General features: G+C 71.7%; 17 protein-coding genes. 9 read left to right on the top strand and 8 right to left on the bottom strand.

What is annotated here, in order from left to right:
• Window positions 1–141 precede the first annotated feature (141 nt).
• Window positions 142–1,302 carry a helix-turn-helix domain-containing protein gene (locus tag GA0070623_RS13560; protein ID WP_067314409.1) on the bottom strand — a complete coding sequence of 387 codons (1,161 nt, stop codon included), beginning with the start codon at window positions 1,300–1,302 and terminating at the stop codon, window positions 142–144.
• Between the two features lie 406 nt (window positions 1,303–1,708).
• Between GA0070623_RS13560 and GA0070623_RS13555 the strand changes: the two genes are divergently transcribed.
• On the top strand, window positions 1,709–3,076 hold the full coding sequence (locus GA0070623_RS13555) for a hypothetical protein (protein ID WP_231932779.1): 1,368 nt from the start codon (window positions 1,709–1,711) through the stop codon (window positions 3,074–3,076).
• A gap of 38 nt (window positions 3,077–3,114) precedes the next feature.
• Here the strand turns inward: GA0070623_RS13555 and GA0070623_RS13550 are convergent, their stop codons facing one another.
• From GA0070623_RS13550 to GA0070623_RS13540, 3 genes are all read right to left on the bottom strand, one after another.
• Complete coding sequence (locus tag GA0070623_RS13550; RefSeq protein ID WP_089004040.1) at window positions 3,115–4,356, bottom strand: restriction endonuclease subunit S; 1,242 nt, start codon at window positions 4,354–4,356, stop codon at window positions 3,115–3,117.
• Between the two features lie 8 nt (window positions 4,357–4,364).
• On the bottom strand, window positions 4,365–6,416 hold the full coding sequence (locus GA0070623_RS13545) for a type I restriction-modification system subunit M (RefSeq protein ID WP_067315252.1): 2,052 nt from the start codon (window positions 6,414–6,416) through the stop codon (window positions 4,365–4,367).
• Between the two features lie 180 nt (window positions 6,417–6,596).
• Window positions 6,597–7,271, bottom strand: a complete 675-nt coding sequence (locus tag GA0070623_RS13540; RefSeq protein WP_067315254.1) for a hypothetical protein — start codon at window positions 7,269–7,271, stop codon at window positions 6,597–6,599.
• Between the two features lie 23 nt (window positions 7,272–7,294).
• Here GA0070623_RS13540 and GA0070623_RS13535 point away from each other — a divergent pair, with 23 nt between their 5' ends.
• Both GA0070623_RS13535 and GA0070623_RS13530 read left to right on the top strand, forming a co-directional pair.
• Window positions 7,295–7,810, top strand: coding sequence for an acyl-CoA thioesterase (locus tag GA0070623_RS13535; RefSeq protein ID WP_089004039.1), 516 nt, complete (start codon window positions 7,295–7,297; stop codon window positions 7,808–7,810).
• Window positions 7,811–8,457: 647 nt separating this feature from the next.
• Window positions 8,458–10,434 (top strand): acetoacetate--CoA ligase, encoded by a 1,977-nt coding sequence (locus tag GA0070623_RS13530; RefSeq protein ID WP_067314095.1) that lies wholly within the window; start codon window positions 8,458–8,460, stop codon window positions 10,432–10,434.
• A gap of 356 nt (window positions 10,435–10,790) precedes the next feature.
• On the opposite strand, the gene GA0070623_RS13525 is transcribed toward GA0070623_RS13530, so the two are convergent.
• Window positions 10,791–11,480, bottom strand: coding sequence for a TIGR03089 family protein (locus GA0070623_RS13525; protein ID WP_067314092.1), 690 nt, complete (start codon window positions 11,478–11,480; stop codon window positions 10,791–10,793).
• Between the two features lie 150 nt (window positions 11,481–11,630).
• On the opposite strand from GA0070623_RS13525, the gene GA0070623_RS13520 reads away from it, so the two are divergent.
• Together GA0070623_RS13520 and GA0070623_RS13515 are read left to right on the top strand one after the other, a co-directional pair.
• Window positions 11,631–12,776, top strand: coding sequence for a glycosyltransferase family 4 protein (locus GA0070623_RS13520; RefSeq protein WP_067314090.1), 1,146 nt, complete (start codon window positions 11,631–11,633; stop codon window positions 12,774–12,776).
• A 63-nt stretch (window positions 12,777–12,839) separates the two neighbouring features.
• Window positions 12,840–13,931, top strand: a complete 1,092-nt coding sequence (locus tag GA0070623_RS13515; RefSeq protein WP_067314100.1) for a mannose-1-phosphate guanylyltransferase — start codon at window positions 12,840–12,842, stop codon at window positions 13,929–13,931.
• 43 nt (window positions 13,932–13,974) lie between these two features.
• On the opposite strand, the gene GA0070623_RS13510 is transcribed toward GA0070623_RS13515, so the two are convergent.
• Entirely contained in the window at window positions 13,975–14,577 is a 603-nt protein-coding gene (locus GA0070623_RS13510) for an NUDIX hydrolase (protein ID WP_067314097.1), read from the bottom strand.
• A gap of 129 nt (window positions 14,578–14,706) precedes the next feature.
• On the opposite strand from GA0070623_RS13510, the gene GA0070623_RS13505 reads away from it, so the two are divergent.
• On the top strand, window positions 14,707–15,744 hold the full coding sequence (locus GA0070623_RS13505) for a hypothetical protein (RefSeq protein ID WP_067314088.1): 1,038 nt from the start codon (window positions 14,707–14,709) through the stop codon (window positions 15,742–15,744).
• A 284-nt stretch (window positions 15,745–16,028) separates the two neighbouring features.
• Window positions 16,029–17,030 (top strand): ArsR/SmtB family transcription factor, encoded by a 1,002-nt coding sequence (locus tag GA0070623_RS13500; RefSeq protein WP_067314086.1) that lies wholly within the window; start codon window positions 16,029–16,031, stop codon window positions 17,028–17,030.
• A gap of 108 nt (window positions 17,031–17,138) precedes the next feature.
• Here GA0070623_RS13500 and GA0070623_RS13495 read toward each other — a convergent pair whose 3' ends face one another.
• Window positions 17,139–18,302: a coenzyme F420-0:L-glutamate ligase gene (locus GA0070623_RS13495; protein WP_067314084.1), complete on the bottom strand. Its 1,164-nt coding sequence runs from the start codon at window positions 18,300–18,302 to the stop codon at window positions 17,139–17,141.
• The gene (gene cofD, locus GA0070623_RS13490; protein ID WP_067314082.1) at window positions 18,299–19,246 is read right to left on the bottom strand and encodes a 2-phospho-L-lactate transferase; all 948 of its coding nucleotides are present in this window, start codon (window positions 19,244–19,246) and stop codon (window positions 18,299–18,301) included. The genes GA0070623_RS13495 and cofD overlap by 4 nt, the downstream gene beginning before the upstream one ends.
• A 98-nt stretch (window positions 19,247–19,344) precedes the next feature.
• Between cofD and GA0070623_RS13485 the strand changes: the two genes are divergently transcribed.
• Together GA0070623_RS13485 and GA0070623_RS13480 are read left to right on the top strand one after the other, a co-directional pair.
• The gene (locus tag GA0070623_RS13485; RefSeq protein WP_067314080.1) at window positions 19,345–20,268 is read left to right on the top strand and encodes a hypothetical protein; all 924 of its coding nucleotides are present in this window, start codon (window positions 19,345–19,347) and stop codon (window positions 20,266–20,268) included.
• Between the two features lie 236 nt (window positions 20,269–20,504).
• Window positions 20,505–23,027 carry a bifunctional FO biosynthesis protein CofGH gene (locus GA0070623_RS13480; RefSeq protein WP_067315152.1) on the top strand — a complete coding sequence of 841 codons (2,523 nt, stop codon included), beginning with the start codon at window positions 20,505–20,507 and terminating at the stop codon, window positions 23,025–23,027.
• Window positions 23,028–23,030: the final 3 nt, after the last annotated feature.

The following is a 23,030-nucleotide window of genomic DNA, read 5'->3' as shown; positions in this document are numbered from 1 at the left end:
GGGGGCGCCATCCACAGTTCTCGAGCCGGAACTCTGGTGGCCCGGAGGCGCCCAGAGCGTTCGAAGTGAACCTACTACGGCTTGGAGTCGGATGCTCGGGATACATGAGCTGCGATCTGGCGAGACTGTCGGCAGCGGCGGTCACTGTCGGGTCAGGCCGATAGCGGCGGCGAGACGGGCCACGTCGGCGGCGGTGGGTCCGGCGCGGAGCACTGCGGTCAGCGCGGCGTGGGCAGCGGGGCGGAGGCGGGCCTCGGCGGGGGCGATGCCGTCGGCGGCCACCAGGGCGCGGCCGGCACCCTGGTAATCGCCGAGGTCGAGGTGGGCGCGGGTGATGTCGATGAGGTGGGCGGCCCGGTGTTCGGCGGGAAGTCGGTGCCAGGCGTCGCCGCCGGTGGCCAGCCGGTGGGCGGTGACGGCCCGGTAGTGGTCGCCGAAGCGCATGGCGGTCAGGGCGCGGGTGAGCTCGACGGTGGTGGGGCCGAACGTGATTCCGTCGTGTTCGTCGTGGTGCCCTTCGCCGTGGGTGGCGGCGAGCTGGGCCGCCCGCTCGGTGAACTCGGCAGCGGCGGCGACGGCCCCGCACGAGGCGGCGGCCAGAGCAGCCTCGGTCAGCAGCGTTCCCGTCAGCGTGGGCTCCTCCGGCAGACAGGTCCGGGACGGCACGAGGTCGAGCCGGTGTACGGCGGCTGCGGCTGCGCCCATCGCCAGCCTGCCCCGCCGCAGCGTCCGGAGCGCCTGGGCGAGGGAGACCGCCGCGAGCCCGGCCCGCCGTGGATCGTCGGCGGCGGCGCTCATCGCCCGGTCGGCCGCCAGCCAGGCCAGGTCGGCCTCGCCGAGCTTGACAAGCACCTGGGCGGCGAGCCGGTACACCCGCACCAGCAGGTCGGCGGCCCCGGTGTCTTCCGACCGGACCCGGCAGGCCCGTCGGCTGTCGTCGAGCAGGTCGGGCAGCATCCGCAACACCTGGACGTGGTGGCCGCTGCGGTAAGCCGTCCAGGCGTACCCCACCTGGTCGGCAGGCTGACGCAGCGACGACGTCGGCTGGTCGTCGCTGCCGAGTCGGGGTACGTCGTAGCGCGCCAACGCCTCGCGTACCCGCTCCACGGCGCTGCCGACGTCGGTGCCTGCGGCCGGTCTTCGCTGGGCCTTGACACCGAGCAGGACAGTCGGGGCAACCCCGAGGGTCGCGGCCACCGTCTCGATAACCGAGAACCGATCGAGGGTACGGACGCCGCGCTCGACCTTGTCCACCCAGCTCTTCGACTTGCCGATCCGGTCGGCGAAGACCTGCTGGCTCATGCCCCGATTGGCCCGAAGCTCGGCCACCCGCCGCCCGATCGGCGGCTCGTTGCCCCTGCGACCGCCAGGCCGGGTCATCGCTCCCGCTCCGTCGGCCCCATGGCCAAGGTGGACTCCCCGCAGCGCGGACACCACCGAGACTTGACCCGAAACGCCAGCAGCCCGAGCAGGAACCCCGGCACCAGGCCCCCGAACACCACCGACACAACCACGGACACCACGAGCACCCCTACCTTCTGGACTGGCTGACAAAGATCGGCGTGACGGGTTCAGTTGACCTCGCCAATGCCATGGAGAACCCAGGTGCGCGGAGTGCCTATTGGTGCGGACCGGTGCCGGGACACCTGATCATGGATGGTTTCGGTACTTTCCGTGCAGGAGTCGCTACGCATGAGGGAGTCGGTGGGTGGAGTCAAGCGGAGAGGCGATCAGTCGGTTGCTGGCCGAGGTGGGCTGGCAGCCGGAGCAGCTCGCTCGACGCCTCAACGAGTGCGCCGAACGGCACGGGCGTGCCGAGCGTTTGCACCTCAAGACGCCCTACAAGTGGAAGAAGGGCGATGTTCCCCGCAGCCCGTGGCCAGCTCTGGTCACGGCTGTTCTTTCCGAACAGTTGCAGCGCGAGATCAGCTTCGATGAGCTGGGCTGGCCGGATGACGGCTTCGAGGCTGCGCCTGCCTCTGTCGGGCTCGACCTGCCTTGGTCCTCAGCCGGGGCATTGCAAGCAGCCGAGGTTGTGAACGAATCTGAGGGAATGATGCATCGACGAATGTTCCTGACCCTGATCGGCACCGCCGTGACGGCACCAGCGCACGAGTGGCTGATCGCCCCACAGGCAAAGGACGTCGCATCGACCACCGGTCGCCCCCTGTCCGGCGAGGTCGTCGATCACTTGGACGCGGTGACAGCCAGCCTGCGACGAATGGATGACCATCTCGGTAGCGGCCAGACCCTGGGCTTGGTCCGCCAACATCTGAGCACGGTGGTTGAGGCTTTACGCGAGCGTAGTTACACCGACAGCGTCGGCCGACGCCTCCACGCCACCGCCGGTGAGCTGTTGCGCCTTGCGGGCTGGCTGTCGTTCGACAATGGCCACCACACCCAGGCGCAACGTTTCTGGATCGCGGGTCTCTACCAGGCCAACGCCGCCGCCGACCGTGGGCTCGGGGCGAACATCCTCGGCTTCATGTCCTGTCAGGCCAAGGACCTTGGTCAGCTTCGCCAGTCGGTGACCCTCGCTGAGACCGCGCGGGCCAGCTACCCGGCCACGAGTCCGAAGGTGGCAGCGATTCTCGATCTACGGGCTGCCGAGGCGTACGCCAACAGCCGATCGGTGACCGACACCCGTCGGGCGCTGGACAACGCGTTTGGCAGGCTCACGGACAGCCGACCGGAGCACGGCGACCCCGACTGGTCCTACTGGATCAACGAGGCGCAGGCGAACGCCCAGGCCGGCTATTGCTACGTCAAGCTGGAGGACTGGCCCCGTGCGCGTGACCACCTGAGGACCGCGCTGCGGCTACAGGGCAACGAGTACACGCGGGAAGGTGCGCTACGCAACGCGTTGCTCGCCACCACCTATGTCCAGCAGGAGCATCCCGAGCTGGACAAGGCGCTTGCCCTCGGCGGCCAGGCCGTGCAGACCCTCACCGGGCAGGTCAACTCCGCCAGGTGCATCAAGCACGTCCGCAACCTGGTTGGAGCCCTTGCCCCGTATCAGCGCACGCCCGCCGTCCGTCAGTTCCGCCAGGACGCCCGTGACCTGATTTCCATCTGATAGCGAGGGGGCGGGTTTGCGCAGCTCCAACGGCAAGCTCAGTCCTCGACTCCTCGTCTGCTAGCGGTAGAGACGTCAATCTGGCCAGTGACAGCAGCGGTGATCAGCGCGGTCCGGCGTTCGCCGAGTAGTCTTTCTCTTGCGTGAAGTAGGGTCGATTTGACGTTTATTTCCGCCTCAAATTTCTGCAATTCTGCAATGATCCGACGCTGTCTTTTAATGCTGGGTGCCGGGATGCGGAGCTGTCTGATGAGTTCTTGACTCAGGTTGGGCTGCCCCGCCCCGAGTGCGAGACCAACAATTCCTTGCTTGTGCGCTTTGAACCAGTAGGCAGCAAACTCTGCAGTGATCGGCCCAATGGGCGTCAAAGCGCAGCATGCTTGATTCAGGCAGGCAGCAATCCGCAGAACCCCAACCCTGCCTTTGGTTGCTCCCTGCCCATAAAGTGCAACAACGAGCGACCCTGCTGGGTGGATTTTAAGGGCAGGGAATTCTGCTAGCGCTTTGTCGGTCACCGACTTCTCGCATCGGTTGATCTCGCCGTCGTTGATATCTGCGCTATTAACCCATGGGTGTGGTCCGCTAAAGTATTCAGGCTGGTCGGATCTGGGGGTTGTGCCGCTTCCCGTTCTGAAGGCGTGGCCCAGCTTGATAATTTTCCACTGTTCATTGACCTCCGGCATCCATGGGACGCCCGAGCTTCGCGTCTTGCCGTTGCCTGTAGTCGTTGCGAGACGGATTGCCTCTTTGGAGATCTCGGACAAGAGTGATCGCTGCTCAGCCGTTCGTACCTGAATGCGATCAAGGCGGGAAGTTTCGGCGTCGAGGAAGTCGGCGATTCGATGCTGATCCGCAAGGCTCGGTACTGCGATGGGCATTGATGCAAGAGAATCGGAGGATACTTCCAGAAAAGTGGTTCCGAGTCCCCTGGCCTTGAGGTCTTCGCGTAGTGCTTCGAGTTGATATCCAAGAAATCTTGACTCGATCTCAGAGCAGGGAACTAGGGCACGGCAGCCTTGATTGAAGGCCATTGCAGTATTGGTAATTGCCACGTGCCCGATGGGTGCCCGGGTGGAAAGGAGTATGCTGCCCGGCGGTACGATGGTTGATCCAGTTCGAGCTCCGTGAGTGGTTAGGGTGCGCCGGGTCGTTTCGACCTTCGATAGCGTGTCACCGAAGTCGGCGGGTGTCGCCCAGGGTACTGGGCCTCCCCAGTTTTCCGGATTCGGAGGAGGGGTTCCCCCGTTGACGACCTTCGCAACCCTTCGCAGCGGAACCATTGGCGAACTCACTCGGTCACCTCGCCCAGTAGTTCCTGGATCTCAGCTTCCAACGCTTTCAATTCAGCGTCGATCTCTGCTAGTGGCCTCGGGGGCTTGTAGACGTAGAAGTGGCGGGTGAAGGGGATCTCGTACCCGATCTTGGTCTTGTCGTGGTCGATCCAGGCGTCGGGGACGTGTGGGAGGACCTCGCGGCGCAGGTAGTCGTCGATGTCCTGGTCCAGCGGGACGTTCTCGTAATCGCGGAGATCGGTGTCGGGTTCGGGGTTGCCCTTGACGAGCTGGACCTCGCCCTCGGGGTCGCGTACCCCGACGATGTCCCGCATCGCCTTCTGGAAGGCGGTGCCGGACGGCCAGCCCACCCCGCTCTCGGCCGTCGCCTTGCGCAGCGCGTCCCACGCGGCACGCTTGGTCGTCCACGCCTGCCCGAGCAGCGGCTTCAACGCGATGGTCAGCCCGTCGACGTCTGCCGCCTTCTGGATCGGCTTCGAGGCGGCGAGCGCGGTGAGCGTCTCCTCGGTGACCTCGAAGCGGAGCTTCAACGGGCGTTCGACGGTGATCCGGCGGTAGCCGAAGTCCTCGTTGGCAAAGACCTTCACCTTGGCGTGCTGCGGGTGCTCAGGGTCCCGGGCGGCGTCGAGCGCCTCCTCGTACAGCCGGGTTATGCCCTTGATCTGCTCCGGGGTGATGACCTTGCGCTTGTCGCCGAGCGACTTGCGCATCTTGGTGAACTGGTCGCGGGCGTCGAGCAGCACCACCCTGCCCTTGTTGCCCTTGGCCTTGCGGTTGGTGAGGAGCCAGAAGTACGTGGAGATGCCGGTGTTGTAGAAGAGCTGGTCGGGCAGGGCGACGATGCCTTCCAGCCAGTCGTTCTCCAGGATCCACTGCCGGATCCGGGACTCGCCGGACTCGGCCGCCCCGGTGAACAGGGGCGAGCCGTTGAAGACGATGGCGATCCGGCTGCCGCCCTTGCCGTCGGCGGTCACCGGTTTCATCTTGGAGATCATGTGCTGGAGGAAGAGCAACGAGCCGTCGTTGATCCGGGGCAGACCGGCACCGAACCGGCCGCTCTCGCCGAGGCTCTCGTGCTCGTACTCGACCTCGTCCTTGACCTTCTTCCACTCCACCCCGAACGGCGGGTTGGCCAGCAGGTAGTCGAAGTGCCGGCCCCGGTGGCCGTCGTCGCTGAACGAGTTGCCGAACTTGATGTCGTCCGGGTCCTGATCCTTGATCATCATGTCGGACCGGCAGATCGCCCAGGACTCCGGATTGAGCTCCTGCCCGAAGACCGTGACCGTTGCCGACGGGTTGAGCGCCTTGATGTGCTCCTCGGCCGCCGCCAGCATGCCGCCGGTGCCGCAGGCCGGGTCGAGCACGGTACGGGAAGCGCCCGGCACGCTCAGCGCGTCGTCATCCGGGGCGACCAGCAGGCTCACCATCAGGTCGATGACCTCGCGCGGGGTGAAGTGCTCACCGGCGGTCTCGTTGGAACTCTCGGCGAACCGCCTGATCAGCTCCTCGAAGACGTACCCCATCTGCTGGTTCGTGACGTTGGGGACGGGCTTGCCGGTCTCCTTGTCGAGGACCACCTTGCCGGTCTTCCGGTCGCGCTCGAACGGGTGCAGGTCGAGGTCGGCGAAGCGGCCGGCCACCCGGTAGAGCAGGTTCGCGTTGTCGAGGCGGCGCACCTGCTGGGCGAACTCGTAGCGCTCCATCACCTCCTGCGCGTTCTCGGAGAACGCACCGATGTAGGCGAGCAGGTGCCTCGCCAACTGGCCGGAGTCGTTGACCATCGACTTCAGCGTGTAGCCGCTCACGTTGTAGAAGCGGTGTTCCGAGGCTCGGCGCAGGAACCGGCCCAGGTCCACGTTCTGGTCCTTGCGCCGGTCGTACTCCGCGAGGACCTGGTCGCGGGTGAGGTCGAGCACGCACTCCAAGCGGCGTAGCACGGTGAACGGCAGGATCACCTTGCCGTAGTCGGACTGCTTGTAGTCGCCGCGCAGGAGATCGGCGACCGACCAGGCGTGGTTCGCCAGCTCGGTGTGCTTGCTGCTGTTCAACGCGTTCCTTCTGATGGGAGAGACGCACCGCCGGTGAGGCCGGCGGGCAGGGTACGGGCGGCTGCACCGCTGGCGTACTCAGGATTATGACGAGCTGTCCCGCGTCCGCCGCCACGACGACCACCGGTCCTGACGAAAGGGGTGCGGGTGGGCCGGTCGTGCCGGCCCCCCCGACGGTCGTCAGCGGTTGTCGGTGCTGTTCTCCGGCTTGGCCCCGTAGCGCGGCGGCGCGGACCACGGCGACTCGGTGCCGGTCCGCCGGGGCAGCGGCTCGGTGGGGGTGTCCAGGTCGGGGTAGCCGAGGGTGAGCGGCGCGGTGTCCGGCTCGCTGCGGGCGGGCGGACCGGGCGGCGGCCAGTCGCTCGTGGCGTAGCTGGGTGGCGGCGGGGCGTCGTAGTCGGCCGGGGGCGGTTCCACCCCGGTCACCGGCTGCGGCCAGCGCCGCCACCGCCGCACGCTGAACACGGCCATCAGCAGCATCACGCCGATCAGGAACAGGGTGCCGTTCTGCACCGGCTCGCGCAGCGGCAGCGGGTCGCCGAGCACCTTCCAGTCGCTCGGGATCCGGTCGAGCACGGTGAACGGGGCGATGAACATCCCGACGTACGGGGTGACCAGCAGCAGCCCGGCGACGAGCGGGCCGAGCGGCGAGGTGCGCAGCGTGCCGACCAGGCCCAGCAGGATGCCGGCGACGCCGAGGTAGACAGCCGGCTCGATCAGGTTCGCCGTGTTGTACGTGCCGATCTCCACCCAGCGGTCCACGGTGCGGCCCGACCCGTCCTGCCCGAGGGTGAGCAGTACCCAGGTGATGGGCGCCACCACCAACCCGGCGAGGAAGCTCCAGAGATGTCGCATTGGCGCACCGTACCGTTTCCGGCATGACCGAGCACCCCGCCACCCCTCCCGGCAAGCCGACGTCGTACTCCCGGGTCACGCTGAGTCGCATCATGACCGCCGTCGATGTCAATCTGTACGGAACCGTGCACGGCGGGGTGTTGATGAAGTTCGTCGACGACGTGGCCGGCGCGGCGGCGGCCCGACACAGCGGCGGTACGGCGGTGACCGCCTCCATCGACGAGATCGTCTTCTCCGAGCCGGTCCGGGTGGGTGACCTGGTGCACGCCCACGCCCAGGTCAACTGGACCGGCAACACCTCGATGGAGGTGGGGGTGAAGGTGGTCGCCGAGCGGTGGGACTCCGCGGAGGACGCTCCCGTCCGGGTGGCCACCGCCTACCTCGTCTTCGTCGGGGTGGACGTGGGCGGTGCGCCCCGCCCGGTCCGCCCCGTGCTCCCCGAGACCGCCGACGACCACCGCCGCTACAAGGAGGCGGAGATCCGCCGCGCCCACCGCCTGGCCAAACGCCGCGCCATCCAGGCCCACCGAGCCTCCTGACCCTCCCACCTTCCTCCCCCTCCTCCCACCTCCCCGCCCTCGCCCCCCGCCCTCCCGGGCGCCCCGCCCCGTCCCGCCCCGTCCCGCCCCGTCCCGCCCCGTCCTGCCCCACCCCGTCCTGCCCCGCCCCGTCCCGTCCTGCCCCGCCCCGTCCCGTCCTGCCCCGCCCCGTCCCGTCCTGCCCCGCCCCGGTGATCAAGAGCTTTACGTCAGCCCCGCGCCGGATTGTTGACCTAAACCTCTTGGTCACCGGGGCAGGCGGCCCGGGCCGAGTGAGGTGCGCTGGCTGGCCGGATCGGCGCTGTGCCCAGCCCCGGTGATCAAGAGGTTTGGGTCACGCCCGCGCCGGATTGTTGACGTAAACCTCTTGGTCACCGATCCAGCTCGCTCGGGGTGGTGTGAGGTGCGCTGGCTGGGCGGGTCGGCGGTGTGCCCAGCCCTGGTGATCAAGAGGTTTGGGTCACGCCGGGGCTGGATGTTGACGTGAATCTCTTGATCACCGGGGCTGGCCTGAGGGGGAGGGCTGGAATGTGTGCGCGGGGCACGTTTCCGTGTCGGCCCCCGGTGTGGATGATGACGCTGCCAGGTAGGCAAGATGGCGGTATGGCCGGGCACAGTGCCGTGTGGGCCTCAGGGAGGGTGGAGCGGTGGGTGACGTGCTGTGGACGCCGCCGGCGGACGTACGCGAACGGTCCCGGATCGGGGGCTACCTGCGCTGGCTGCGGGAGCACCGGGGGCTGGACTTCGCTGACTACGACGCGCTGTGGCAGTGGTCGGTCACCGACCTGGACGCCTTCTGGCGCTCGATCTGGGACCACTTCGAGGTGGTGGCGCACACCCCGCCCACGGCGACCCTGGGCGGTGCGGCGATGCCCGGTGCCCGATGGTTCCCCGGCGCGACGCTCAACTACGCCGAGAACGTGCTCCGGATGCCCGGTCGGGCCGACGACGACCCGGTGGTGGTCGCCCACTCCCAGACCCGTCCGCCGGTCACCCTGACCGCTGCCGAGCTGCGCGAGCAGGTCCGCCGGGTGGCGGCCGGGCTGCGCCGGCTCGGCGTGGTCGCCGGGGACCGGGTGGCCGCGTACGCGCCGAACATCCCCGAGACGTACGTGCTGCTGCTGGCGACCAGCAGCCTCGGGGCGATCTTCTCGTCCTGCGCCCCGGAGTTCGGCACCCGTAGCGTCGTCGACCGTTGGCAGCAGATCGCGCCGAAGGTGCTGGTGGCCGTGGACGGCTACCGGTACGGCGACAAGCCGGTGGACCGGCGGGCCGAGGTGGCCGCGATCCGGGCCGCCCTGCCGTCGCTGACCCACACCGTCACCATCGCCTACCTGCACCCGACCGCCCCTGACGGCGTACCGGAGGGCAGCCTGAGCTGGGCCGAGCTGGCGGCGGAGACGACCGGGCGGCTGACCTTCACCCCGGTCCCGTTCGACCACCCGCTCTACGTGCTCTACTCCTCCGGCACCACCGGCCTGCCGAAGCCGATCGTGCACGGGCACGGCGGCATCCTGCTGGAACACCTCAAGATGCTGGCCCTGCACCATGATCTCGGCCCGGCCGACCGGTTCTTCTGGTTCACCACCACCGGCTGGATGATGTGGAACTTCCTGGTCTCCGGGCCGGCCGTCGGGGCGACGATCGTGCTGTTCGACGGCAACCCCGGCCACCCCGACCTGGGTGCGCTGTGGCGGCTGGCCGAGGAGACCGGCACCACGTACTTCGGGACGTCCGCGCCGTTCCTGCTGGCCTGCCGCAAGGCCGGCCTGGTCCCGAAGGACGTCGCCGACCTGTCCGCGCTGCGCGGGGTCGGCTCCACCGGTGCGCCGCTGCCCGCCGAGGGCTTCACCTGGGTGTACGAGACGGTCGGCACCGACCTCCAGCTCCAGTCGCTGTCCGGCGGTACGGACGTCTGCACCGGTTTCGTCGGCGGGGTGCCGCTGCTGCCGGTGTACGCCGGTGAGATCACCTGTCGGGCGCTCGGGGCGAAGGTGGAGGCCCGCTCGGCCGACGGCACCCCGGTCCTCGGCGAACTGGGCGAGCTGGTGATCACCGCGCCGATGCCGAGCATGCCGGTGGGCTTCTGGAACGACCCGGACGGTCGCCGCTACGCCGAGGCGTACTTCGACGTCTATCCCGGGGTGTGGCGGCACGGCGACTGGATCACTATCAACGAGCGGGGCGGCTGCGTGATCACCGGTCGTTCCGACGCCACCCTCAACCGGGGCGGCGTACGGCTCGGCACGGCCGAGTTCTACTCGGTGGTGGAGGGCCTCGACGAGGTGGTCGACTCGGTGGTGGTGCACCTGGAGGACGACGAGGGCGGGGCCGGGGAGCTGCTGCTGTTCGTGGTGCTCGCCGAGAGCCTGGAACTCGACGACACGTTGCGCCGCAAGATCGCCCGTGAGCTGCGTACCGCGCTGTCGCCCCGGCACATCCCCGACGAGATCCACCAGGTCAGGGCGGTTCCCCGCACCCTGTCGTCCAAGAAGCTGGAGGTCCCGGTCAAGAAGATCCTCACCGGCACCCCGGTCGAGTCGGCCGCCGCCCAGGGCGCCCTGGCCAACCCCGAGTCCCTCACCGCCTTCGCCACCTTCGCCCAATCCCGCCCCACCCCCTGACCCACCCCACCCCCTGACCCGCCTGGCCCCTCCCCGCCTGGCCTCGCCCTCCCCGCCGGCCTCGCCTGCCCCGGTGATCAAGAGCTTTACGTCACCTCGCCCCGGGCGGGTTGACCTAAACCTCTTGATCACCAGACACCAGCGCCATCGGGGTCGGTGATCAAGAGGTTTAGGTCATCCAGGCGGCTGGCACTGCCCCGAACCTCTTGATCACCGGACACCATCCCCGTCGGGGTCGGGTGATCAAGAGGTTTACGTCATCCATGGGTGGGATGTTGACGTAAACCTCTTGATCACCGGGGACAGGCGGGGACAGGCGGGGGAGAGGCGGGGGAGAGGGCGGAGCGAGGTGGGGGTCAGGTCAGGGTGTGGGTGGTGCGTTCGGTGTGGGCTCGGGTGGGGAGGCGGGAGGGGTCGGCGTTGCCGGTCAGCACGATCGTCGCCCGGCGGACCAGCGGGGCGAGCAGCCAGTCGCGCGGGTCGGGGTGGACCGCCGCGTCGACGAGCAGCCGGTCGCCGGGGGAGATGCCGAGGTCCGTCGCGCGGGCGTCCGCCTCGGCCAGCAGGGTCGCGTCGGCCGGACCGCCCCGGGTGGACGGGGTGAAGTGGTCACCCTGGGTGCGTACCTCGACGACGTAGTCGGCGAACCCGGCGGGCACCTCGCGCAGCGGGGCGGCGAACGGGGCGAGCGCCAGCGCGTACCGGTCGCCCGCCGGCCAGGCGTCGGCCTCGGCCACCCGGTCGGCGGCGGCGAAGAGGACCTCCACGTCGCCGGATTCGTCACGCACCGTAACGCCGGCCGACCAGCAGCCGAGCAGCACCGCGGCGGTCTGCCAGTGGGGTGGCAGCAGCACCCCGGCCCGGTCGCCGGGGCTCAGCGCCAGCTCGTCGACGAGCAGGTTGGCGGTCTTGGCCACCCAGTTGGCCAGGGTCGCTCCGGAGAGTTCGGTGCGCTCGCCGGTGGCGTCGTCGTACCAGGTCAGCAGGGGGCGGGCGGGGTCGGCCGCGATCGCGGCGGCGAACACCCGGGCAATGTTGTCGGCCATCGGCGCGAACGATACGCCCCCGCCGTCCGTATCCGATGGCGATGACAAGTCGGCGTACGGTCGGGTCGCAGTCAGCGTCCGCACCGGGCTCCGGCGTAGGCTTGCCCAGAGTGTTGTTCCCCACAGACCCGCCATGCAAGGAGTCGCCCCGTGACCGCCGGTCGCCCGCCCCGCGTGCTCATCGACGCCACGAGTGTCCCCGCCGACCGTGGCGGCGTCGGTAGATACGTCGATGGCCTGCTCGGAGCCCTCGGGGTGGTCTGCGGGGAGACGGTCGACCTGGTCGTGGTGAGCCTCCGCACCGACCTGGAGCGGTACACCCGGATGCTGCCCGGGGCCGAGGTGATCCCCGCCCCGGCCGCCGTTGCCCACCGCCCGGCCCGGCTCGCCTGGGAGCAGACCGGTCTGCCGCTGCTCGCCCAGCAGGTCGGTGCCGAGGTGCTGCACTCGCCGTTCTACACCTGCCCGCTGCGGGCCGGCTGCCCGGTGACGGTGACCGTCCACGACGCGACCTTCTTCACCGAGCCGGAGCACTACGACAAGTCCCGCCGGACGTTCTTCCGCAGCGCGATCAAGACGTCGCTGCGCCGGGCCAGCCGGGTGATCGTGCCGAGCAAGGCCACCCGCGACGAGCTGATCCGGCTGCTCGACGCCGACCCGACCCGGATCGACGTGGCCTACCACGGGGTCGACCAGCAGGCCTTCCACGCACCGGGCGACGAGGAGAAGGCCCGGGTACGGGCCCGGCTCGGGCTCGGCGGCAGCAGCTACGTCGCGTTCCTCGGGGCCAAGGAGCCGCGCAAGAACGTACCCAACCTGATCCGGGGCTGGGCGCGGGCGGTGGCCGACCGGGAGAACCCGCCGGCCCTGGTGGTCGCCGGCGGCCAGGGCCACGACGACGACATCGACCGCGCGGTGGCCGAGGTCCCCTCGCACCTGCGGCTGCTGCGCCCCGGCTACCTGCGCTACGCCGACCTGCCCGGTTTCCTCGGCGGCGCGCTGGTCGCCGCCTACCCGTCGTACGGCGAGGGGTTCGGCCTGCCGATCCTGGAGGCGATGGCCTGCGCCGCGCCGGTGCTCACCACGCCCCGGCTCTCGCTGCCCGAGGTGGGCGGTGACGCGGTCGCCTACACCAGCGAGGACCCGGACCAGATCGCCACCGACCTGGCCGCCCTGCTCGACGACGAGCAGCGCCGGCTGTCGCTGGCCAAGGCGGGCGTCGACCGGGCGAAGGAGTTCACCTGGGCGTCGAGCGCCGAGGTGCACATCGCCGCGTGGAGCCGGGCCCGTTCCTGAGTGGTCGCTGACCGTACGGCCGAGCCGGCATCCGACCTGAGACGGTTCGGGCATGATGTGCTGATGCTCTACGCCGTCATCCCGGCGGGTGGCAGTGGCACGAGGTTGTGGCCGCTGTCCCGCGCGGGGCACCCCAAGTTCCTCCACCCGCTCACCGGCACCGACGCGTCGCTGCTCCAGGCGACCGTCGACCGGCTGGCGCCGCTGACCACACCGGAGCGCACCCTGGTGGTCACCGGGGCCGCCCACGCGGCGGCGGTGGCCCGGCAGCTACGCGGGGTGCCCGAGGAGAACATCCTGGTGGAACCGTCGCCCCGGGACTCCTGCGCGGCGATCGCCCTGGCGGCGGCGGTGATCGCACAGCGGGACCGGACGGCCGTGATGGGCTCCTTCGCCGCCGACCACCTGATCCGCGATCCGGCCTCCTGGGTGCGGACCGTCCGGGCGGCCGTCCAGGGTGCCGAACAGGGCCTGCTGATGACGGTGGGGATCACCCCGACCCGGGCCGAGACCGGCTACGGCTACCTGGAGACCGGTGAGCCGGGCGGTGACGGCCTGCTGCGTCCGGTGATCGAGTTCAAGGAGAAGCCGGCAGCGCCGGTCGCCGAGGCGTACCTGCGTAGCGGCCGGCACCTCTGGAACGCCAGCATGTTCGTCTGGCGGGTGGACGTCTTCCTCGCCGAACTCGCCCGCCAGCAGCCGGCCCTGCACACCGGAGTCACCGCGATCGCGGCGGCCTGGGGCACCCCCGAGCAGGACGAGGTCCTCGGTGCCGTCTGGCCGACGCTGCCGAAGATCTCTGTCGACTACGCGGTGATGGAGGGCGCGGCCACCGCCGGTCGGGTCGCCACCGTGCCGGGTGACTTCGGGTGGAATGACGTGGGCGACTTCCACACCCTCGGCGAGGTGCTGCCCGCCGACCCGGCCGGCAACGTGGTGCTGGGGGTCGACGCCAAGCCCGGAGTCCTGCTGCACGACGCCCACGACCTGGTGGTGGTGCCGCAGTCGGGTCGGCTGGTGGCCGTCCTCGGGGTCCGCGACCTGATCGTGGTGGACACCCCCGACGCGGTGCTGGTCTGCCCCCGCGACCGGGCACAGGACGTCAAGGCGCTGGTCGACGAGCTGAAGTCCCGGGGTGAGGACGGGCTGGTCTGACAGCCGGCCGCCCCGGCCGGTACCGCCGTGGCGGACGCCCGGCTCAGCGGGGTGGGTGGCCGGCGGTGTGGCGGGCATGGGCCGCCAGGGCCGGGACGACGAGTTGGACGGTCCCGCCGGCCAGCGGCTCCGGCAGCCGGTCGGCGGGGAACCAGCCCAGCGCCTCGGACTCGTCGCTGACCTGCGGGACCGCCCCCGGTGGGGCGAAGACCGCGAACCGGACGTCGTGGTGCAGCGAGCCGCCCTGGCAGGCCACCGGATGGATGTCCACGTCGATCGGTACGGGGTCGATGACCAGCCCCTCGATGCCGGACTCCTCGGTGGCCTCGCGCAGCGCCGCCCCGGCCAGCGTGTGGTCACCCGGTTCGCAGTGCCCGCCGAGCTGCACCCAGCGGTGCAGCTTGCCATGCAGGCAGAGCAGGACCCGGGTACCGGCGGCGTCGAGGACCAGGGCGCTCGCGGTGAGGTGGCCCGGCAGGTGGTGACGGGTCAACGCGGCCGGGCCGTCGGCGAGCAGGGCGAGGGTGCGGTCCCGGGCCTCGGCGGCGGCCGACCCGGTCGGCGTCCAGCCGGTCAGCACCGCCACCGCGTCGGCGTACAGCGCCGCGTTCCCGTCGCCCGGCCCCGGCCCGGCCGCCCCCTCCACCGGTCCGGCGGTGCTGGTGGGGGCGGCCGGCTCGGGAGTGCCGGCGGGCTCGGCGGTGGGGAGGCGGGTGGCGGACGAGGCGTCGGGCATCCCGCCACTCTACGAGCGTGCGCTCCGTACCCTGGCGCGGTGAGCCTGAGACTTCTGGAGTTCGTGGTGGCCGGCAACGAGGCCAGTGACCTTCTGCCGGTCCGGTCCCGGTCGCTGTTGCGGGCGTACGACGCCGTCCGCGGTTTCTGGACCGTGCTCGACGAGGGGCCGGTGGAGCAGTGCCTGGCCCTGCTGCTGGAGCGCGCCGACGGCGAGTGGGTCGCCCATCACGTGGTGGCGGACGCCGGGGTCGAGAACGGCCGGACCGAGGACGGTGAGGCCCTGGCCGAGCACGACGGCTGGGTGTACGTCTTCGGATCGCACTTCGGATCCAAGGCCGGTCCGCTGCGCCCCCGCCGCGCCTTCGTGGCCCGCTTCCGGGAGGACGACGCGGCCACCGGGACACTGCCGGTGCAGGTGGTCCGCAACCGGTTCCGGGTGCACCGGGCGATCAACGACGCGCTGGCGAAGGCGGCGTTCACCCCGTTGCCGCCGGGCGACCGGGTCCGGCAGCGGTTCATCGGCGAGACGGTCTCCCGGGGCACGGCGCGGGCCAAGTCCTGGGTACGCCGGCTGGCCGAGGACGACCTGCCGCTGAACGTGGAGGCGGCGGCGTTCACCCCGCAGGGGACGGTGCTGCTCGGGCTCCGCTTCCCGGTGACCGTGGACGGGGAACCGGTCCTGGTCGAGCTGGCCGGGGTGCCGGAGATGTTCACCCGGGGCGCGGGGTGGCCCCGCGCCGACCGGACGTACGCGTTGACCGGGGTGACGCCGCCCGGCGCACTGGTGGGCTTCCGCGCGGTCACCCCGACCGCCGACGGCGGGTACGCGGCGGTGGTCGGGTCGATCGACGCCCTCGGCAAGGGATCGGTGCTGCTGGACGACCATCCGGCCGGTGGGGAGGTGACCTCGCGGCACGTCCGGTTCCGGTGGGAGCCGACCGACGACGGGCGGATCGCGGGGGAGCTGGTGGCCGACCTGACGCCGTTCCGGCACGTCGAAGGGGTGGCCGAGGTGGACGGACGCCGTTTCTACGTCACCGACGAGGACCATCGGGTGGCGCTCTGGATCGGCTGAACCGAGCCGCCCTCGCGCGGACGGGTGGTGGACCCGGGTGACACCTCTGCGGAACCAGGGCCGCAGACCCTCGTGGTGCCTCCCGGGTGCCACGTCCTGCGGACCCCAGGCAACCCGGGCGGCGGCGGGGGTGACCCCAGGTGTCGTCCGGGCACTAGGAGCATGTCAATCGGTGGAACTTGCGTCGAGGTCTTTCACTCCACACTTAAAAGTGGAGATAAGTGCCGCCCGGTACAGTGCAGTGGGTCGGCGGGAGTCCCCCAGCCCCGCCCCGGGAGTGCCCCATGCTGACCATCCACTTCTCGCAGCAGGACCTCCTCCGGACCCGGGTCGCGCCCGCCGCCGACCCGGTCTGGGAGCTGGTCCTGAGCCTGCACCTGCTCCAGGGCCGGACCCGCGATCCGCTGATGGCCGGCTGGCGCCGGGGGGTCGCCGCCGGGCTGCGCCGGGAGACCGCCGCCGACCAGTTCCGGCTGCTGTTCGCGCTGAACCCGCCACGCGGCTACTTTCCCGACTTCCTCACCCCCTACGAGAGCCTCGACGGTTTCGAGGCGGGGCTGGACGCCGTCCGGTCCACCCCGACCGAGCTGCTGCGCCGGGACCTGACCCTGTTGTCCGGCACGAACCCGCTGCCGTCGTCGGCCGCCGCGCTGGCCCGGGGTGAGCCGGAGGTGCTCCGGCACCTGACGGAGGCGATGACGCAGTACCGGTCGGTGGCGATCGATCCGTACTGGGGGCGGATCCGGGCCGCGGTGGAGGCCGACCGCGCGGTACGCGCCCGTGCCCTGCTCGACGGCGGCACCGAGGGGCTGCTGGCGAGCCTGCGGCCGGGAATGCGCTGGGACTCCGGCGTACTACAGGTCGTGGACTATCCGAACCGTCGGGAGTTGCACCTGGACGGACGGGGGCTGCTGCTGGTGCCGTCGTTCTTCTGCGCGCGTACCCCGGTCGCCCTGCTCGACCCGGCGCTGCCGCCGGTGCTGGTCTATCCGGCGGACCGGCTCGGCGGGCTGGACCCGCCCGCCGGCGCGGGTGGTCGGCCGGCGGGTGACGGTGGCCGGGAGGCGCTGGCCGCGTTGCTCGGCCGGACCCGGGCGGCGGTCCTCGAGGTGAGCGACGACGGCGCGACCACCGGGGAGGTGGCCCGCCGGCTGCACATCTCGGCCGCCGCCGCCAGTCAGCACACCGCGGTGCTGCGCAACGCCGGGCTGCTGGTCAGTCGCCGCGACCGCAACACGGTGCTGCACACCCTGACCCCGCTCGGCCGGGCCATGCTCGACGCCTGACGCCTGACGCCTGACGCCTGACGCCTTTGCCGGCGGGCGGCGCAACGTCACGGATGTGGCGGTGTCCAGCTCGCGGAAGCCGCCGCCCCGGCACCATGACCGGTTGACTCAGAGGGCCAGGCAGGCGCTGGCGATGCTGCCCGTCGGCGGTGGCAGCAGCGCGGATCCGATCCCCTCGGCGGCCAGCGCGATCCGCAGCCGGTGCAGGTCGGCGCCGAAACGCACCAGGTCGGGCTGGTCGACGGGGGTGGGTGCCGCGCCGAGCACCAGGCCGGTCGCCCCGGCCGGCCAGCCGTCGACGGTGGCCGCCAGACCGGCGCGTACCTCGTCGTCGGTGACCGGGGTGAAGCTGGTGCCGGGGGCGACCACCCCGGCCACCGCGGCGATGGCCCGGTCGACGGCGGCCGGGTCGACCGGTGCCGCGCCGGGGCCGTCGGCGAGTGTCGCGGCGGCCCGCAGCCCGGCCGCCGTCGCCTCGGCGGTGCCGAGCGAGAACAGGTCCAGCGCGCTCTCCCGCACCAGGGCGGCGGCCCCGACCCCGTCGTCGACCAGCCGGACCGCCGGCAGGTCGTCCCGGCCGCTGCCCTCGGTCGGCGGGTGGGCCGGGCCACCGTCGGTCGGTGGTGACGTCGCCGGCAGGTAGCCACGGACCACCGCGACCGGCACCTGGTCGCACTTGCCCTTGATCAGCTCACCCGCGCCGGCCAGCTCGTCGACCACCGCCATCTGGGTCAGCTGCAGCTCGTTGCCGTACGGGTCGACCTCGCCCCGGTGGTCCCGGATGGCGGGCATCCCGGCGACTCCGAGCGCCACGTCGGTCAGCCCGTTGCGCCACGGCCGACCCATCGTGTCGCTGATGATCACCGCGACGTCGATCCGGTAGCGGTCCCGCAGCGCGGCGCGCAGCGACCGGGCCGACGCGTCCGGGTCCACCGGGAGCAGCACCAGCCGGGTCTTGTCGACGTTGGACGCGTCGATCCCGGCGGAGGCCATCACGAAGCCGTGGTGGGTCTGCACGATCCGGGTCTGCCCCCGGGTGGCCACCACCCGGGCGGTCTCGGCGGCCAGCACCTCGTCCCTCGCGGCGAGCCGCTCCGGCCCGTCGGCCGGCACGTCCACCAGCCGGCCCTCCGCCTTCGACACGATCTTGCTGGTCACCACCAGCACGTCGCCGTCCCGCAGCCACGGCGCGGCCGTGCCGATCAGCACCGCCAGGTCGTCGCCCTCGGTCACGTCGCCGATGCCCGGCACCGGCAGGATCTCCAGTCTCACACCAGCTCCATCGCGGCCCGCACCATCGCCGTCGTCGCCGCCTCGTCGGTCATCCGCAGCGGGACCGCCCGGACCGTCACCCCGGGCACCGTCACGCCGTCGTCCTCCGGGGCGACCAGCCAGCCGTCGAGCAGGCCGCCCGCACTGCGCCCGCCGTAGAGCCGGCCCACCCCGGCCGCGCTGCACTCCACGTCGAGCACCTCCAGGCAGCGGTCGGCCATCCCGCGTACCGGTGCGCCGCCGATGATCGGCGACACCCCGACGACCGGGGCCGGGCCGGTGGCCACCGCGTCGCGCAGCCCGGGCACCGCCAGCACCGGGGCGATGCTCACCACCGGGTTGCTCGGCGCGACCAGCACCACGTCGGCGGCGGCGAGCGCCTCGGTCACCCCGGGGGCAGGTTTGGCGCTGTCCGCGCCGACGAAGACGAACCGGTCGGTGGGCACGCCCGCCCGGTACCGGATCCACCACTCCTGGAAGTGGATGGCCCGCCGGTCGCCGTCCAGGTCGACCACCGCGTGCGTCTCCAGCCGGTCGTCGGTCGCCGGCAGCAGCCGTACGCCGGGCTGCCAGCGGGCGGCCAGCGCCTCGGTGACCTGCGACAGCGGATAACCGGCCGTGATCATGGTGGTACGCACCAGGTGGGTGGCGACGTCCTTGTCACCGAGGTTGAACCAGCCCGGCTCGGCCCCGTACGCGGCCAGCTCCTGCCGGATCGTCCAGCTCTCGCCGGCCCGCCCCCACCCGCGTTCCGGGTCGGCGCCCCCGCCCAGGGTGTACAGGACGCTGTCCAGATCGGGGCAGACCTTGAGGCCGTGCAGGTAGAGGTCGTCGCCGACGTTGACCACGGCGGTCACCTCGGCACCCACCTCGCGGGCGTACGCCCGGACGCCGAGCAGGAATCGGGCACCCCCGATCCCGCCGGTCAGAACCACGATGTGCATGTCCCCCATCCTCCCGTACGGGAGGCGTACCGCCGGTGGGTGGCCCGAGAGACTAGGCTCACGTCGGCATCTGTCCGTTTCGCCCCGAGGGAGAGTTCGTGACCAGCCCCGCCGAGCCCGCGTCGCACGACGCGTCGCAGGCCCGCCAGATCACCGCACCCCTGCGCGAACTCGCCGCGCTCGTCCTGCTCGGCGCGAACGCCGTGCTGCTCTTCGTCGCCTTCGTCCGGCTGCTCGTGCCGACGTCGGACTACAGCACCTTCTCGGGGCGGGCGGGGAGCGAGTTCTTCGCCTTCGTCGGTGTCGAGTCGACGGTGCTGCCGCTGCTGGCCGTGCTGCTGGTCACCCACCTTTCGCCGGTGTCCGGCCGGGCGAAGCAGTTCACCCAGCTCGCCCTCGGCGAGTATGCCTTCGCCGCGCTGTTCGGCGTGTTGACCTTCCTGATCTGGCTGGTCGGCCGGCTGGCCGAGGCGGAGGTGCTGGACGCCCTGCTCGGCATGCTGACCCGGGCGGCCTGGCTGGCGATCTTCGGGCTGGCGGCGTACGTGGTGTTCCGGATCTGGCGCACCCTCTACCACGTGCCGAAGCCGCAGCTCCAGCCCGGTGTCTACGGTCAGCCGCAGCCGGGCTGGCCGCAGCAGGGCGGCTACCCGGGTGCCGGCTACCCCACCCCGGGCCAGCCCGGTGCCGGGCAGTACGGCCAGCCCGGCTTCGCCCCGCCGTTCGGTGCCCCGCAGTCCGCACCCCCGTTCGGTGCCCCGCAGTCCGCACCCCCGTTCGGTGCCCCGCAGTCCGGGTCGACGGGCGGTGTCCCGCCGCAGCCGGCCCCGCCGTTCGGTGCTCCGCAGTCCGCGCCGCCGGCCGGTGGGCCGCACAGCGCCCCGCCGTTCGGGCAGCCCCCGTCGGCCGACCCGACCCAGGCGATCCCGCGTCAGCCGGGCGAGCCGACCACCGGCACGGGGGACGCGGAGGCCGACCGCACCCAGCCCTTCCGGCGCGACGACCCGAACACCCCGCACTGAGCCCACCACGGCCCGGCCGGTCGACGCTGCGGCGCGACCGGCCGGGCCGTGGTGGTGGTGCCGGACCCCGGCCGGGCCGTGGTGGTGGTGCCGGGCCCCGGCCGGGCCGTGGTGGTGGTGCCGGGCCCCGGCCGGGCCGTGGCGGAGGCCCGGGTCGCCGGTGCCGGGCCGGGGATGATGTCACACCCGGGTCGCGTACCTGCCGGACCGTCCAGGTCAGCGCCTAGGCTGGGCAGATGGTTGACCCCACCGACCCCGGCCCGACCGCGGCGACCGTGCGCCGGGCGCTGCGCCGGGCCGCCACCGGGCGTGCCCTCGACGTCGACGAGGCCGCCGCGCTGCTGGCCGCCCGGGGCGGCGAACTGGACGAGCTGCTCCGGATCGCCGGGGAGGTCCGGGACGCCGGGCTGCGCGACGCCGGCCGACCGGGCGTGGTGACGTACTCGAAGAAGGTCTTCATCCCGTTGACCCGGCTCTGCCGGGACCGGTGCCACTACTGCACCTTCGCCACCGTGCCGCACCGGTTGCCGGCGGCCTTCCTGGAGACCGACGAGGTGCTGTCGATCGCCCGGCAGGGCGCGGCGCTTGGCTGCAAGGAAGCCCTGTTCACCCTGGGTGACCGGCCTGAGGAGCGCTGGCCGGCGGCCCGCTCCTGGCTCGACGAGCGGGGCTACGACTCCACAGTGGACTACCTGCGGGCCTGCGCGGTGGCGGTGCTGGAGGAGACCGGCCTGCTGCCGCACCTCAACCCGGGGGTGCTCTCCTGGTCGGAGCTGCAACGGCTCAAGCCGGTCGCGCCGAGCATGGGGATGATGCTGGAGACCACCGCCACCCGGCTCTGGTCGGAGCCGGGCGGCCCGCACTTCGGCTCCCCGGACAAGGAGCCGGCGGTCCGGCTGCGGGTCCTCGACGACGCCGGCCGGGTCGGGGTGCCGTTCACCACCGGCATCCTGATCGGCATCGGCGAGACCCCGGCTGAACGGGTCGACGCGATCTTCGCGATCCGCCGGTCGCACCGGGAGTACGGCCACCTCCAGGAGGTGATCGTGCAGAACTTCCGCGCCAAGCCGGACACGGCGATGGGCGGCCTGCCCGACGCCGAGCTGCACGACCTGGCGGCCACCGTGGCGGTGGCCCGGCTGCTGCTCGGCCCGAAGGCCCGGATCCAGGCCCCGCCCAACCTGATCGAGGACGAGTACGACCTGCTGCTGCGGGCCGGCATCGACGACTGGGGCGGGGTGTCCCCGCTCACCCCCGACCACGTCAACCCGGAACGGCCGTGGCCGCAGCTCGACGAGCTGGCCCGGCAGACCGAGAAGTCCGGCTTCACCCTGCGCGAGCGGCTGACGGTCTACCCGGAGTACGTCCGGGCGGGCGACCCCTGGCTCGACCCCCGGCTGCTGCCGCACGTCACGGCGCTCGCCGACCCGGCGACCGGGCTGGCCGTCGAGGCGGCCCGCCCGGTGGGCCGCCCCTGGCAGGAGCCGGAGGAGGTCTTCGGCGGCGGTCGGGTCGACCTGCACGCCACCATCGACACGACCGGCCGCACCGACGACCGGCGGGGCGACTTCGACAGCGTCTACGGCGACTGGGCGGAGGTCGCCGGCAAGGTGAGCCCCGCCGCGTCGGGCGGGCCGGTGCCGGGCGCCGACGGCGACCTGCGGGCGGGGCTGCGGCTGGCGGCCGACGATCCGGCGGCGCTGCTGGAGCCCCGGCACGCCGGGGCGGCGCTGGCGCTGTTCGGCGCGGACGGCCCGGCCCTGGAGGAGCTGTGCCGGCTCGCCGACGACGTGCGGCGGGACACCGTCGGCGACGACGTGACCTACGTGGTCAATCGCAACATCAACTTCAGCAACGTCTGCTACGTGGGCTGCCGGTTCTGCGCGTTCGCCCAGCGGGAGCGGGACGCCGACGCGTTCCGGCTGTCGGTGGAGCAGGTGGCCGACCGGGCCGAGGAGGCGTGGGCGGCCGGCGCCGGCGAGGTCTGCCTCCAGGGCGGCATCGACCCGCAGCTGCCGGTGACCGGTTACGCCGACATCGTCCGGGCGATCAAGGCCCGGGTGCCCGGGATGCACGTGCACGCGTTCTCCCCGATGGAGATCGTCACCGCCGCCGCCAAGGCGGGCGTGCCGGTGCGGGACTGGCTGTCGATGCTGCGTGAAGCCGGCCTGGACACCATCCCCGGCACCGCCGCCGAGATCCTCGACGACGACGTGCGCTGGGTGCTCACCAAGGGCAAACTACCGGCCGCCGCCTGGGTCGAGGTGGTCTCCACCGCCCACGAGCTGGGCATCCGGTCCAGCTCCACGATGATGTACGGGCACGTCGACCACCCCGGGCAGTGGCTGGCCCACTTCCGGGTGCTGGCCGGGGTGCAGGACCGCACCGGCGGGTTCACCGAGTTCGTGGCCCTGCCGTTCGTGCACACCAACGCGCCGATCTACCTGGCCGGCATCGCCCGGCCCGGCCCGACCTGGCGGGAGAACCGGGTGGTGCACGCGATGGCCCGGCTGCTGCTGCACGGCCGGATCGACAACATCCAGTGTTCCTGGGTGAAGCTCGGCGACGAGGGCACCGTGGCGATGCTCCGGGGCGGTTGCAACGACCTGGGCGGCACCCTGATGGAGGAGACCATCTCCCGGATGGCGGGTTCGGGCAACGGATCGGCGCGTACCGAGGAGCAGTTGCGGGCGATCGCCGCCGCCGCCGGACGGCCGGCGCGCAAGCGGACGACCGCGTACGGTCATCCGTCGCGATGACAT

Source organism: Micromonospora rifamycinica, assembly GCF_900090265.1.
Taxonomy (GTDB): domain Bacteria; phylum Actinomycetota; class Actinomycetes; order Mycobacteriales; family Micromonosporaceae; genus Micromonospora; species Micromonospora rifamycinica.
The sequence above is the reverse complement of the archived record's forward strand: the minus strand, read 5'-3'. Positions and strand labels throughout refer to the sequence as shown.

Bases quoted from the DNA above. Each gene is read 5' to 3' on its own strand.
- GA0070623_RS13515 (WP_067314100.1), top strand. From the start codon at position 12,840: ATGCTCTACGCCGTCATCCCGGCGGGTGGCAGTGGCACGAGGTTGTGG.
- cofD (WP_067314082.1), bottom strand. From the start codon at position 19,246: ATGCACATCGTGGTTCTGACCGGCGGGATCGGGGGTGCCCGATTCCTG.
- GA0070623_RS13550 (WP_089004040.1), bottom strand. From the start codon at position 4,356: ATGGTTCCGCTGCGAAGGGTTGCGAAGGTCGTCAACGGGGGAACCCCT.
- GA0070623_RS13560 (WP_067314409.1), bottom strand. From the start codon at position 1,302: ATGAGCCAGCAGGTCTTCGCCGACCGGATCGGCAAGTCGAAGAGCTGG.
- GA0070623_RS13540 (WP_067315254.1), bottom strand. From the start codon at position 7,271: ATGCGACATCTCTGGAGCTTCCTCGCCGGGTTGGTGGTGGCGCCCATC.
- GA0070623_RS13500 (WP_067314086.1), top strand. From the start codon at position 16,029: ATGCTGACCATCCACTTCTCGCAGCAGGACCTCCTCCGGACCCGGGTC.
- GA0070623_RS13535 (WP_089004039.1), top strand. From the start codon at position 7,295: ATGACCGAGCACCCCGCCACCCCTCCCGGCAAGCCGACGTCGTACTCC.
- GA0070623_RS13525 (WP_067314092.1), bottom strand. From the start codon at position 11,480: ATGGCCGACAACATTGCCCGGGTGTTCGCCGCCGCGATCGCGGCCGAC.
- GA0070623_RS13480 (WP_067315152.1), top strand. From the start codon at position 20,505: ATGGTTGACCCCACCGACCCCGGCCCGACCGCGGCGACCGTGCGCCGG.